12 protein-coding genes and 1 tRNA gene are annotated in these 11,673 nt (G+C 65.8%); 5 read left to right on the top strand and 8 right to left on the bottom strand.

Annotated features, from left to right (window positions below; translation table 11 throughout):
- Positions 1-37: 37 nt before the first annotated feature.
- The gene (locus RMN84_RS08080) at positions 38-502 is read right to left on the bottom strand and encodes a hypothetical protein (RefSeq protein ID WP_309611666.1); all 465 of its coding nucleotides are present in this window, start codon (positions 500-502) and stop codon (positions 38-40) included.
- A gap of 663 nt (positions 503-1,165) precedes the next feature.
- Here RMN84_RS08080 and RMN84_RS08085 point away from each other — a divergent pair.
- On the top strand, positions 1,166-1,330 hold the full coding sequence (locus RMN84_RS08085) for a hypothetical protein (RefSeq protein ID WP_309611667.1): 165 nt from the start codon (positions 1,166-1,168) through the stop codon (positions 1,328-1,330).
- Here RMN84_RS08085 and RMN84_RS08090 read toward each other — a convergent pair.
- Positions 1,327-2,310, bottom strand: a complete 984-nt coding sequence (locus RMN84_RS08090; RefSeq protein ID WP_309611676.1) for a nitronate monooxygenase — start codon at positions 2,308-2,310, stop codon at positions 1,327-1,329. The genes RMN84_RS08085 and RMN84_RS08090 overlap by 4 nt on opposite strands.
- Positions 2,311-2,384: 74 nt before the next feature.
- Positions 2,385-3,623, bottom strand: coding sequence for an aspartate kinase (locus RMN84_RS08095; RefSeq protein WP_309611668.1), 1,239 nt, complete (start codon positions 3,621-3,623; stop codon positions 2,385-2,387).
- 52 nt (positions 3,624-3,675) lie between these two features.
- On the opposite strand from RMN84_RS08095, the gene ubiG reads away from it, so the two are divergent.
- Complete coding sequence (gene ubiG / locus RMN84_RS08100) at positions 3,676-4,398, top strand: bifunctional 2-polyprenyl-6-hydroxyphenol methylase/3-demethylubiquinol 3-O-methyltransferase UbiG (RefSeq protein ID WP_309611669.1); 723 nt, start codon at positions 3,676-3,678, stop codon at positions 4,396-4,398.
- Positions 4,399-4,420: 22 nt separating this feature from the next.
- The gene (locus RMN84_RS08105; RefSeq protein WP_309611670.1) at positions 4,421-5,674 is read left to right on the top strand and encodes an MgtC/SapB family protein; all 1,254 of its coding nucleotides are present in this window, start codon (positions 4,421-4,423) and stop codon (positions 5,672-5,674) included.
- 16 nt (positions 5,675-5,690) lie between these two features.
- On the opposite strand, the gene RMN84_RS08110 is transcribed toward RMN84_RS08105, so the two are convergent.
- The 5 genes from RMN84_RS08110 to RMN84_RS08130 form a co-directional block, all read right to left on the bottom strand.
- Positions 5,691-6,362: a glutathione S-transferase family protein gene (locus tag RMN84_RS08110; protein WP_309611671.1), complete on the bottom strand. Its 672-nt coding sequence runs from the start codon at positions 6,360-6,362 to the stop codon at positions 5,691-5,693.
- Positions 6,363-6,427: 65 nt separating this feature from the next.
- A complete protein-coding gene (locus RMN84_RS08115; protein ID WP_309611672.1) occupies positions 6,428-7,543 on the bottom strand; it encodes a PHB depolymerase family esterase in 1,116 nt (371 codons plus the stop codon).
- Between the two features lie 105 nt (positions 7,544-7,648).
- Positions 7,649-8,074, bottom strand: a complete 426-nt coding sequence (locus tag RMN84_RS08120; protein WP_309611673.1) for a hypothetical protein — start codon at positions 8,072-8,074, stop codon at positions 7,649-7,651.
- 70 nt (positions 8,075-8,144) lie between these two features.
- Positions 8,145-8,945, bottom strand: coding sequence for an undecaprenyl-diphosphate phosphatase (locus RMN84_RS08125; RefSeq protein ID WP_309611674.1), 801 nt, complete (start codon positions 8,943-8,945; stop codon positions 8,145-8,147).
- Between the two features lie 9 nt (positions 8,946-8,954).
- Entirely contained in the window at positions 8,955-9,917 is a 963-nt protein-coding gene (locus tag RMN84_RS08130) for a complex I NDUFA9 subunit family protein (RefSeq protein ID WP_309611675.1), read from the bottom strand.
- 91 nt (positions 9,918-10,008) lie between these two features.
- Between RMN84_RS08130 and RMN84_RS08135 the strand changes: the two genes are divergently transcribed.
- A tRNA-Leu gene (locus RMN84_RS08135) sits at positions 10,009-10,095 on the top strand.
- 176 nt (positions 10,096-10,271) lie between these two features.
- Positions 10,272-11,546: a phage integrase central domain-containing protein gene (locus RMN84_RS08140; RefSeq protein WP_309611677.1), complete on the top strand. Its 1,275-nt coding sequence runs from the start codon at positions 10,272-10,274 to the stop codon at positions 11,544-11,546.
- Positions 11,547-11,673: the final 127 nt, after the last annotated feature.

Below are 11,673 nucleotides of genomic sequence, written 5' to 3' on the forward strand. Positions count from 1 at the left end.
GAACACTCCGGCCGGCAAAGCAGCCGTTATAGCCTCATCAATCGACCCGTTCCGCAACACGGTCACATAGTGGGAGCCATGCCTCGTCCGGTTTCCATTCCCAAATCCAAACCTGACGCTTGCCGTCGTGTTCGAAAGCCACAGTCGCTCGTTCCGTCGCTCCATCGAACTTCCATCGATCACCCTCACAAGTCACTTTGTATTTTCGATAAAATCCATGATTTTCGACACTCCGAGAGAAGTATGATCCGTCGTCATCGACTCCGATTATGCTTAATGTGTCAAATTGATTGCCTGCGATGTCCGCACGCTCGTCTTGGATGATGAAAAACCTGCCAGTATGCCAAGCTGCTTCGTGGGTGCTCATCCAGGCTTGCCCTTTCGCCTTGGGATCTTCGCCGGTTTGGTCAGTGCCTCCGAACGACGTTCCGTGTGCCGCCCATTTCCCGAGGAACACCGCGAGTGCTTCGTGTTTTGCATTGCGTTGCGGGGCGTCAGCCATCGATCTCTCCTCGACCATTTCGCTTGAGCGCTAACGCCCCGACGCTCGGACCGTTCATTCCCTACGGCAGTTTTAAGCTACGCTATGCCGCAAAGCTGCCGGACGGCCTTCCGCCAATTGCGGACATTTCCGAAAAAACTTTCCTACAGCCCCACGCTCGTGCCACGCGGGCCTCGGCTGATTCTCATCTTTTATCCCGCGTCAATTCCACCGGAGGAGCGCGCCGTCGGTGCAAGTCCGTACCGTGTGAACTTTAGTGAACTTTGGATGCTTTTCCGCATGACTTGCCAGGCGTAGCGCTCCTCGCCTCGAAGCAGCTCGTTCCCGACTATCTGCGGCACGCCCGATCGCGTAGGCTGAGAGGAACTCAACGGAAGGAGCATGGCGAGATGAAGCAGTTGATGTCCCGCTCCGAACCGTTCGGCTTCGATCGCGCGACGCTCGCCGACATTTGCTGACCGCTCGCCGAAACAATCGCCGTGACGGAATCAACCAGGCGTTGCTGTGTCGGAATATTCACGCGCCAGATCGACTGCAATCCGCGCGTAGGCGGCATCAATCGGGGCGTGCGGCTGGAGGTTCGGCGACGGAAAGCAGTGGTTGCGGCACTGCGTCGGTTCTGCGGGTTGCTCCCGCCGGGATGGTTCGACCGCGACACGGCGAATGGTCGCTGATTTTCTCGACACCAATGTCCTGACCTCTCTGCTGGAACAGGATGCGACGATCGTGGCGGCGGCGCTGCTCGCCCGGTGCGAGACGTTGTGGTCGGAGGACATCCAGGATGGGTTGGTGGTCGAGCAGCAGGTGACGATCCGCAATCCCTTCTAGCCGCGCGATTCCAGCGCCGCGCTGGCCTCCGCCACCAGTTCGGCGATAATCGCGGCGACGGGTTCCTCGCGCTTGACCATACCGACGCTTTGCCCGGCCATGACCGAGCCGCTCTCGACGTCGCCGTCGATGACTGCGCGGCGCAAGGCACCGGCCCAGTAATGCTCGATCTGGAGCTGGGCCTCGGCCATGTCGAGGCTGCCTTCGTCGAGGGCGTTCGCGACCTCGCGCTGCTTGGCAGCGAAATTCTCGGTTTCGCGGTTCTTGAGGGCGCGGACCGGGATGACGGGCAGGCGCGGGTCGAGCTGAACTGATGGTACCGCGTCGCGGGCCGAGGCGCGGAGGAATGCCTTCTTGAAATTGGCGTGGGCGATGCTCTCGGTCGCGCAGACGAAGCGCGTGCCGAGCTGGACCCCGACCGCGCCCATTTCGAGGTAGGCGGCGATGGCCTCGCCCCGGCCGATGCCGCCGGCGACGAAGACGGGTACTTCGGCGGCGATTTCGGGCAGGACTTCCTGGGCGAGGACCGAGGTCGAAACCGGGCCGATGTGGCCGCCCGCCTCCATCCCCTCGATCACCAGCGCGTCGGCGCCCGAGCGGCGGAGCTTCTTGGCGAGGGAGAGGGCGGGGGCGAAGGCGATCAGCTGCGCGCCGCTCGCCTTGATGCGGTCGATCGCGCCGCCGGGGGGCAGGCCGCCGGCAAGGACGACGTGGGTGACGCGGTGGTTGGCGCAGACGTCGATCAGGTCGGTCAGCATCGGGTGCATGGTGATCAGGTTGACGCCGAACGGCTTGATTGTGAGCAGCTTGGTGGCGGCAATCTCGCGGTCGTGCAGGTCGGGGGTCATCGCCCCGCACGCGATCACGCCGAAGCCGCCGGCGTTGGAGATGGCCGAGACGAGATTGCGCTCGGACACCCAGCTCATCGCGCCGCACAGGATGGCGACCTCGCAGCTGAGGAAATCGGTGCCACGCTTCATCAGCTCGGCGAGGCGGGCGCTGCCTACGCCGCCCGAGTGCATCGCGCGCGGTTCGGCGATGACGCCTTCGCCACTCACGCTGCGACCTCGTCGCGCGGGGCATCGAGGCCGAAGGCGGTGTGGAGGACGCGGACGGCGAGCTCGGTATAATCTTCGCTGATCAGGACGGAGACTTTGATCTCGGAGGTGGAGATGGCGATGATGTTGATGCCGCGTTCGGCCAGCGTCGCGAACATCTTGGCAGCGATGCCGGCGTGGCTGCGCATGCCGACCCCAACGACGCTGATCTTGACGATGTCGGTATCGGTCAGCATGTCCTCATAGCCGACCGCATCCTTCATCTTCTCCAGCGCATCGACGGCGTGAGCCAGGCCGGCCTTGGGCACGGTGAAGGTGAGGTCGCTCTTGACCCCGGCGCGCGGGGCCGACTGGACGATCATGTCGACGTTGATCGCGGCGTCGGCGAGCGGGCCGAACACGGCAGCGACGGTGCCGGGGCGATCGGGCAGCCCGGTGAGCGTGATGAACGCCTCGTTGCGATCGTGGGCGATGCCGGTGATGACGTTGCGTTCCATGTCTTTTCCTTCGTCGGCAACAATCATGGTGCCGGGCAGATCTTCGAATGACGACAGCACCTGCAGCGGCATGCCGAAGCGCATGGCAAGCCCGACCGAGCGGGTTTGCAGCACTTTCGCGCCGACCGAGGCAAGTTCGAGCATTTCCTCATAGGTGACGACGTCGAGCTTTTTCGCGCGCGGGACGATGCGCGGGTCGGTGGTGTAGACGCCATCGACGTCGGTGTAGATGTCGCAGCGGTCGGCCTTCGCCGCGATGGCGAGGGCGACGGCGGAGGTATCGGACCCGCCGCGGCCAAGCGTGGCCAGTGCGCCCTCGGACGTCACGCCCTGGAAGCCGGGGATGACCGCCGTGCCGCCATCGTCGAACACCCGTTCGAGCACCTCGACGTCGATCGTCTCGATCAGGGCGGAGGCGTGGCCCGAGGCGCGGATCGGGAGTTGCCAGCCCATATAGCTGCGCGCGTTGAGGCCCATGCCCTGAAGGGTCATGGCGAGGAGGCCGGCGGTGACCTGCTCGCCCGACGCGACGACGACATCATACTCGCGCGGGTCGTAGAGCGGCGCCGCCTCCTTGCAGAACTGGACCAGCCGGTCGGTCTCGCCGGCCATGGCCGAAACCACCACCGCAACCTGGTTGCCGGCGGCGACCTCGCGCTTCACCCGCTCGGCTACGTGGCGAATGCGCTCGATCCCGGCCATCGAGGTGCCGCCGAATTTCATGACGATGCGGGGCATGGTGGTTGGCGTTATCCTTGGTCGTGCGGCGGCGTCCTGTTAGGAGGGGCGGATGAGTGAAACAAGTATCGTTGCGGCAGAGGCGGCGCACTTCGGGGCGATGGCGGGCGACTGGTGGGATCCGGATGGCGCATCGGCCATGCTCCACAAGTTGAACCCGGTGCGGCTGGCCTATGTGCGCGACCGGATCGACCAGCATTGGTCGGTCGACGAGTGCGCGTTGCGTCCGCTTACGGGGAAGCGGGCGCTCGATGTCGGCTGCGGGGCCGGGTTGCTGTGCGAGCCGTTGGCACGGTTGGGGGCCGAAGTGACCGGGGTCGACGCGGCGCCGGAGTTGATCGCTGCGGCGCGCGACCATGCGGCGGCGGTCGGGCTGGGAATCGACTATCACGCGGTCGGGGTCGAGGCGCTCGATGGCGCCTATGACCTGGTGACCGCAATGGAAGTGGTCGAGCATGTCGCCGACCCGGCCGCATTCGTGCGGTCGCTGGCGGCGCGGCTGGCGCCGGGCGGCCTGATGATATTGTCGACCCCGAACCGTACCGCGCTGTCGCGGCTGATGACCATCACGCTGGCCGAGGGGTTCGGCCGTATCCCGCGCGGCACGCATGATTATGACAAATTCATCGGCCCGGAGCAGATGGCGGAGTTGCTGTCGAACGCGGGGATGGTGGTAAGCGACGTGAAGGGCATCGCCTTCTCGCCGACGCGCGGCCTTCACCTGAGCGAGGATTTGCGGCTCAATTATCTGGTGGCGGCGCGGTGGCTGGCGTGAGCATCGCGCCGTCAGCTTGACGATGACCGGCTCTCCGGCGCTCGATCTTGGCGCGGCGCTGGCGGCGGGGCTGATGATCGGGATCGAGCGGGGCTGGAAGCTGCGGCGCGAGCGGAGCGGGACGCGGGTCGCCGGGGTGCGCACCTTCACGCTGCTCGGCGGCGGCGGCGGGCTGGCCGCGCTGCTCGGGACCCTGATCCATCCTGCGGTCGCGGTCGTCCTGGCCGCCGCGATGGCCGGCGCGCTGCTGATCGGATTCGGGCGACAGCCGGGGCGGCGGGACGTCACCGGCATCGTCGCCGCCTTGCTCGCCGTCGGCCTCGGCATGCTGGCCGGGGCCGGACAGCCGGCGCTGGCCGTGGCGGGCGCGGCGATGGTGACCTTCATCTTGAGCACGCGGCGCGAAATGCACAAATTTGTCGGCCGGCTCACCGCGACCGACGTCAAGGCGTTCGCGCGCTATGCGGTCATCGTCGCGGCAGTACTGCCGTTTCTGCCCAACCAGTTGCTCGGTCCCTACGACGCGTGGAACCCGTTCCGGCTGTGGCTGGTGGTCGTGTTGGTCACCGGCTTCTCGTTCGTCGGCTATGTTGCCAATCGCACGATCGGCGCGCGCAACGGCATCCTCGCCTCGGCGATCATCGGCGGTGCTTATTCGTCGACCGCAGTCACCGCTTCGTTCGCGCGCCGCCTCGGCACGGGCGAGGAGGGGCCGCTGAACGCCGGGATTATCATCGCGTCGGCGATCATGTATGTGCGGGTGATGATCTTGGTGGCGTTGCTGACGCCATCGACGCTGCTGCCGTTCATCGGTGTCGTTGGACCGGCCGCCGTGGTCGGCACGATCGCCGCGCTGATCGGTTGGGTGCGCTCGCCCAATGCCGGCGCGGCCGACGGCGAGACGGCGCGTAACCCTGTCGAGCTGCTGCCCGCGCTGATGTTCCTTCTGATCGTCGCGGCGGGGGCAGTCGCGACGCGCTGGGCGCAGCAGCAATTCGGCGAGTCGGGGACGGCGATCTCGCTGTTCATCACGGGCACGTTCGATGTCGATGCGGCCGTCGTGACCCTGTCGGGACTGCCGACGGGTGCGCTTGGCCACCAAGTCGCAGCGGTCGCCATCGCCGGGACGGTTGCCGCCAACATGGCGCTGAAGATGGTCGTCACCGGCGCGTTCGCACGAGGCTGCGCCGGGCCGGCGCTGGCGGGGTTGGGGGTCAGCACGGCGGTTCTGCTGGGGATGATCGTGGCGCGGATGATCGGGCTGTCGGCGACGTGACGGAACTCGGCTAGGATCAGAAGTCCACCTTGTCATAATGGGCCGGGGGCACGATGACCTCCATCCGCTCGCCGAGCAGCGGGCGGAAGGCGGGGCGCGACTTCATTACGGCGTACCAGTCTTTGGTCTGCTTGTGTCCGCGCCAATCGAGCGCGCCGAGATAGTCGATCACGCTGAGCTGCGCCGCTGCGGCGAAGTCCGCCAGGCTTAGCCCGGCCCCGGCCATCCAGCGGCGGTGGTCGAGGAGATAGTCGATATAGTCGAGGTGGTTGTTGGCGATCTTCATTGCCTGGCGAAGCACGCCGGTGTCGGGGGATTCGTGGCTGACCAGGCGCTTGCGCATTCGTTCGTGCATCAGCGGCTCGACCACTTCGCGGAAGAGCTTTTCGTCGAACCAGGCGGTCAGGCGGCGGATTTCGGCGCGGGCGGCGGCATTGCCGTGGATGACCGGCATCTTGTCGACCGTCTCGTCGAAATATTCGACGATCGGCTGGCTGCCGATCAGGGTGAAGCCGAGGTCGGGCTCGATCAGCACCGGTGTTTCGCCGGCCGGGTTGAGGTCCATGAATTCGTCGCGCCGTTCCCACGGATTCTCGCGGACCAGCTCATGGGCGATGCCCTTTTCGCCGAGGACGAGACGAACCTTGCGTGAGAAGGGGCACAGAGGGAATTGAAACAGTTGCCACATGGGCCCGCTTTAGCGGCCGTGCTCGGCGCGTCCACCGCCCTTGCGACAATATCGCGGGACACGGACTAGCGCATGAGGCCGGCGGAGCGGAGGGCAGCCTCGATCGTCGCTTGGATGCCGTGCGCCGAGGTCGGGCGCGGGACCGTGGCGCGGGTGTCTCCGCGCTGTGGCAGCGGCGAGGCAGGGCGCAGCTCAGCGCTGCGAGCGCGAGTGTCGAGCAGGCCCCATCCTGCCGCGATGTGGCGGGTCGAGGAAATGCCGACATCGAGCATGTGCGGGATCGCCGCGCCGAGACCGTCATCGCCGGCCGTGGCTAGTGGGGTGCCATGGCCCATGCCGGTGATGCGATACTCCTCGATCGCCACGCGGCCGCAGTCGTCCAGCCAGGCGCGGTGGGGGAAACCGTCGACCCGGTCTTCGCGATCGGGCTCGTCGGCGACGCCGTGGAGGTCGCGCCATTGGCCGATGATCGCGTCGGCATTGACCTGCGATACGGTCATGTCGGCGGTGCCGTGCCAGACCGAGATGGTCGGCCAGTCGTGAAGGTGGGTCGACGCACGGCGGACGCGGGTCGCGGCGGCGGCGTCGCTGACGAGGCCCTGGCCGCGCATCCGTTCGAACGCCTGGGGCACTGACGCGGCGGCGCCATAGGGCAGGCCGGCGATGATCGCGCCGCCGGCGAACAGTTCGGGATAGCAGGCGAGCATGACCGAGGTCATCGCGCCGCCCGCCGAGAGACCCGTGACGAAGATGCGGGTAGAACCGATGCTATGACGATCGACCATCGCCGCGATCATCTGGCGGATCGACAGCGCCTCGCCCCCGTCGCGGCAGGTATCGCCCGGCTCGAACCAGTTGAAGCAGAGGTTGGCGTTGTTGGCGCGGGTCTGCTCGGGAAAGAGCAGAATGAAGCCGTGACGCTCGGCCAGTTCCGACCAGCCCGAGCCATGGTCGTAGCCAGCCGCCGTCTGCGTGCAGCCGTGAAGGACGACGACGAGGGGCGAGCTGGCAGTAGCGTGGGGCGGGACAAAGACCCAGCCGGTCAGCGCGCCGGGGTTCGAGCCGAAGTCGCCGAGTGGCGTGAGCTTGGTCGATCCGAGCGGGGTTGATCCGGGCCGTATGGATTGCACCTTTGCCAGCGATTTGAGCCGGTTGAGGGTATCGCCAAGTCCGTTACGCATGACCGTTCCTTCGTCCACATGCGCGCAAGAAGCGTGCGAACGCTTCTTTGCTGCAGCGCAGCATATGGTCGTCCGGATACCGAATGCAACCGCTTTTGGGCGGACTTATCGCCGGGGGTAGGTCGGGTCGGGCAAGTTGGCGGTGGCGCGTGCGATGTCGGCCGCGGCCTGGCCGAGGGCGCGTTCGATCGCCGGCATGGCGCGCTGGAGGGCGCGGGCGCTCGACTGGAGCGTGCCGGCGCTGGAGGCGACTTGCTGCTCGACCTGGCGCGCCATGCCGGGTCCGCCGACCGTGTTGCCGATGGTGCGGCTGCGATCGGCGGGAGTGGCAGGACGGCCATCGATCGCGGCTTCCACTTCGCCGATCGGCACGTCCATCAGCGCCTTGGTCAGCGCGCCGGCCATGCGGCCGACCTGCGCCGGCATGGCGGGATCGGTGAGTTCGCGCGGGATGGCGTTGTCATAGGGCGTGGATTGGGCGAGCGCAGGGCTCGCGAGGAGGAGGAGCGGGGTCAGCAATAGGGCACGCATGTCAATCTCCGGTACGGATCGCAGATGATAGCATGATTCGGCGCGGAGTACCTGAACAAGCATTCAGACTTCAGCGCATCGACAACCACACCAGCGCGGTGGCACCGGCGACGATGCGATACCAGGCGAAGGCGCCGAAGCCGCGCTTCGTGACGATCGCCATGAATGCCTTGATCACGACCACCGCGACGATGAATGAGACGAGGAATCCGACCCCGATCATGTCGAGTCCGATCGGCCCCAGGGCATGACGGTTCTTGAACAGCTCGAGCGCGGTCGCCCCGGCCATCGTCGGCAAAGCGAGGAAGAAGCTGAACTCGGCAGCGGTGCGGCGCTCGACCCCCAGGCTAAGCGCGCCGAGGATGGTCGCGCCCGATCGGCTGACGCCCGGGATCATCGCTAGGCACTGGATGAAGCCGATCGCCAGCGCCTTCTGCCACGGGATGGCCGAGACCGAGGCGACGGTGGCGTTCTTCGCAGTGCGCTCCACGATCAGGATGGCAATGCCGCCGACGATCAGCGCGACCGAAACGATCGTCGCCGAGCCGAGCATCGCTTCGATCTGTTTGTGGATCGCCAGGCCGATCACCGCGGCGGGGAGGAAGGCAATCAGGACGTTGCGGACGAAGGCGATTGCTCCCGGTTCGCCGCGTATAAGCCCCATGACGACGGCGAGGATGGTGCGCCAGAACAGCACGACCACTGCCAGCATCGCGCCGAGCTGAATGACGACGTTGAAGACTTTCCACGTCTCGGGATCATAGCCGAGCAGCGCGTTGGCGAGGATCAGGTGGCCGGTCGAGGAGACGGGCAGGAATTCGGTGACGCCCTCGACGATGCCAAGAAGGATGACGACGAGAAGGATCGGCAAGGCGCGCTCCTAGGCGGAAGGATGGGCGGATGCGGTCTTGCGCGGGGCGAAGCGGCCGCCGGCATGGAACCGGTCGAGCCACCCGCCCGCGACGGAATCGAGCGGGGTCGGCGAGATGTCGAACGCGGCGAGTCCGGGCGCGTCGGACGCGGCGACATTGTCCTGCTGCAACATGATCCACTGGTCCTTGGTCAGCGGTGCGCCGGGCAGAAAGCCCAGCTTCGCCATCACCTCGGCGGCGAAGGCAGGGACTTCGGCGATCGCGGGCGACTGGCCGGCCAGCGCGGCAATGCGCTCGTTGAGGCTGCGCATGGTCATGACCTCGGGCCCGCCGAGTTCGTAGGTCTTGCCGCCATGTGTGGCGGGGTCGAGCGTCGCCGCAGCGATGGCACGGGCGAGGTCGGCGACATAGATCGGCTGGAAGCGGGTTGCGGGCGCGATCACCGGCAGGATCGGCAGCCGCGCCATCGCCGCGAAGCGGTTGGTCAGCTGGTCCTCGCGGCCGAACACCAGGCTGGGGCGGATGATCGTCGCCGCGGGGAAAACGGCGCGGACCGCTTCCTCGCCCTGGCCCTTGGAGCGGCCATAGGCCGAGGGGCTCGCCGGATCGGCGCCGATCGCGCTGACCTGGACGAAAGCGGTCGCTCCGAAATCGCGCGCGGCAGTGGCGGCGGTGCGCGCGCCGTCGACCTGGATCGCGTCAAAGCGACCCTTGAGGATGCCGACGAGGTTGATCACCGCTGTTGCGCCATCCACGGCGCGGGCCACGGTGGCGGGGCGATCAAGATCGGCGGCGGCGAAGCCGAGCTGGCCGACCGCGGCGAGCGGCTGAAGGAAATAGGCGGCGCGCGGGTCGCGCTGGGCGACGCGCAGGCGGACACCGGCGCGCAGTAGCGCTTCGCACACATAGCGGCCGACGAACCCGCCGCCGCCGAAGACGGTGATCAGGGGTGGGGCAAGGGGGGCGGACATGGATGATGTCTTTGCCGCCTTCGCAGCGCATTGACAAGCATCGCCGCGCCCCTCTAAGCGCCGCCGCCTACCGGATGAACGATGTCCCTGTGCCCAGGTGGCGGAATTGGTAGACGCACCAGCTTCAGGTGCTGGCGATCGCAAGGTCGTGGAGGTTCGAGTCCTCTCCTGGGCACCATTTCCCTATTCGCCGACGTCCATTATCGCTTGAATAAACCCCGGAAATCTGCTAGTTTCTTGGCCAAGTTGACCGCTTGTGGTTGCTGGCGTTCGCCAACAATCGCAAAAAATTGGGGGCCTTTTTGGGGGCCTTTTGAAAAGCGGGAGGCTGGAGGCGACGGAAGGGCGAGCGACATGGCACTGACTGACACCGCAATCCGATTGGCGAAGCCCGGCGCGACCGAGCGCAAGCTTGCCGACGAAAAGGGCCTTTATCTCCTGCTAACCCCGTCAGGGTCGAAGCTTTGGCGACTCAAGTATCGGCTGGACGGCAAGGAAAAGAAGCTAGCGCTGGGCAGTTATCCCGAAGTCGGCTTGAAGGACGCTCGCGCCAAGCGCGACGCCGCGCGAAAGGCGGCGCAAGCGGGCAGCGACCCGGCAAACGCCAAGCGCGAGGCCAGAATCGCCAGGCGGATCGCCGCCGCCAACACGTTCGGCCCGATTGCCGAAGAGTATATCGCCAAGCTGGAGGCGGAAGGCAAAGCGGCGGTCACGGTCACAAAGACTCGCTGGCTGCTGTCCAAGCTTGAACCGACGCTAGGCACCCGCCCGATTGCCGAAATCAGCCCGCACGAATTGCTCGCTGTCCTGAAAGCGACCGAAAAGGCGGGCCAGCGCGAAACGGCGCGCCGGTTGCGATCCTTCTCAAGCCGCGTGTTCCGTTATGCCGTGGCCACCGCGCGCGCCACCGCCGATCCCGCACAGCCTTTGCTTGGCGCACTGGTGGCCCCGGTGGCGAAGCATCATTCGGCGATTACCGACCCGGGGGCATTCGGGAAGCTGTTGCGATCGATCGAGGAATATACCGGTCAGCCGGTCACGAAGCTTGCATTGCGCTTCACTTGCCATGTTTTCCAGCGTCCGGGGGAGGTCCGGCAAGCGGAGTGGAGCGAAATTGACTTTGACAAGGCGGTCTGGACCATCCCGGCGGCGCGCATGAAGCAACGCCAACCGCATCGCGTACCACTGTCAATCCAAGCGCTGGCGATTTTGCGGGAGGCACAGGCTTTGACGGGCGACGGACGTTTCATCTTTCCGAAGTTAGGTTCATTGCTCAAGCCGATGTGTGAGAATGCGATCAACGGCGCTCTTCGCCGGATGGGTTATGGTCCGGACGAAATGACCGCTCATGGTTTCCGATCGACAGCCTCATCGCTTCTGAACGAAAGTGGGAAGTGGAGTGCGGACGCAATCGAGCGCTCGCTGTCGCACGTCGACGGCAATCAGGTACGCGCGGCTTACCATCGTGGCGCACATTGGTCCGAGCGTGTCGAAATGGCGCAATGGTGGAGCGATCAGATTGAAGCGCTGCGCCATGGCGCGCAGGTTTTGCCGTTCCCTTCAGCGACGGCGAACTGCTCTGTGCGGCCTGTTCCACTTTGGGACAACCTACGCGAAACAAGTACTTAGCTTATATTAGCGCTAGACTCGTCGTTAAGATCGCGGTTACATTTATTTCCAAGCCTCTGAATTTTCCGGGCGGCCCGCGGGGGGTCGTGCGTTTTCAGAGAGGCTCCCCTGGTTGAAGCCTGGGAGC

The sequence above is a fragment of the Sphingomonas sp. genome (assembly GCF_031380695.1).
Classification (GTDB): Bacteria; Pseudomonadota; Alphaproteobacteria; order Sphingomonadales; family Sphingomonadaceae; genus Sphingomicrobium.

Excerpts from the sequence above, each read along its gene's own strand:
- RMN84_RS08110 (WP_309611671.1), bottom strand. The coding sequence starts at position 6,362 with ATGTGGCAACTGTTTCAATTCCCTCTGTGCCCCTTCTCACGCAAGGTT.
- ubiG (WP_309611669.1), top strand. The coding sequence starts at position 3,676 with ATGAGTGAAACAAGTATCGTTGCGGCAGAGGCGGCGCACTTCGGGGCG.
- RMN84_RS08095 (WP_309611668.1), bottom strand. The coding sequence starts at position 3,623 with ATGCCCCGCATCGTCATGAAATTCGGCGGCACCTCGATGGCCGGGATC.
- RMN84_RS08120 (WP_309611673.1), bottom strand. The coding sequence starts at position 8,074 with ATGCGTGCCCTATTGCTGACCCCGCTCCTCCTCCTCGCGAGCCCTGCG.
- RMN84_RS08130 (WP_309611675.1), bottom strand. The coding sequence starts at position 9,917 with ATGTCCGCCCCCCTTGCCCCACCCCTGATCACCGTCTTCGGCGGCGGC.
- RMN84_RS08090 (WP_309611676.1), bottom strand. The coding sequence starts at position 2,310 with ATGAAGCGTGGCACCGATTTCCTCAGCTGCGAGGTCGCCATCCTGTGC.
- RMN84_RS08140 (WP_309611677.1), top strand. The coding sequence starts at position 10,272 with ATGGCACTGACTGACACCGCAATCCGATTGGCGAAGCCCGGCGCGACC.
- RMN84_RS08080 (WP_309611666.1), bottom strand. The coding sequence starts at position 502 with ATGGCTGACGCCCCGCAACGCAATGCAAAACACGAAGCACTCGCGGTG.
- RMN84_RS08105 (WP_309611670.1), top strand. The coding sequence starts at position 4,421 with ATGACCGGCTCTCCGGCGCTCGATCTTGGCGCGGCGCTGGCGGCGGGG.
- RMN84_RS08115 (WP_309611672.1), bottom strand. The coding sequence starts at position 7,543 with ATGCGTAACGGACTTGGCGATACCCTCAACCGGCTCAAATCGCTGGCA.
- RMN84_RS08085 (WP_309611667.1), top strand. The coding sequence starts at position 1,166 with ATGGTCGCTGATTTTCTCGACACCAATGTCCTGACCTCTCTGCTGGAA.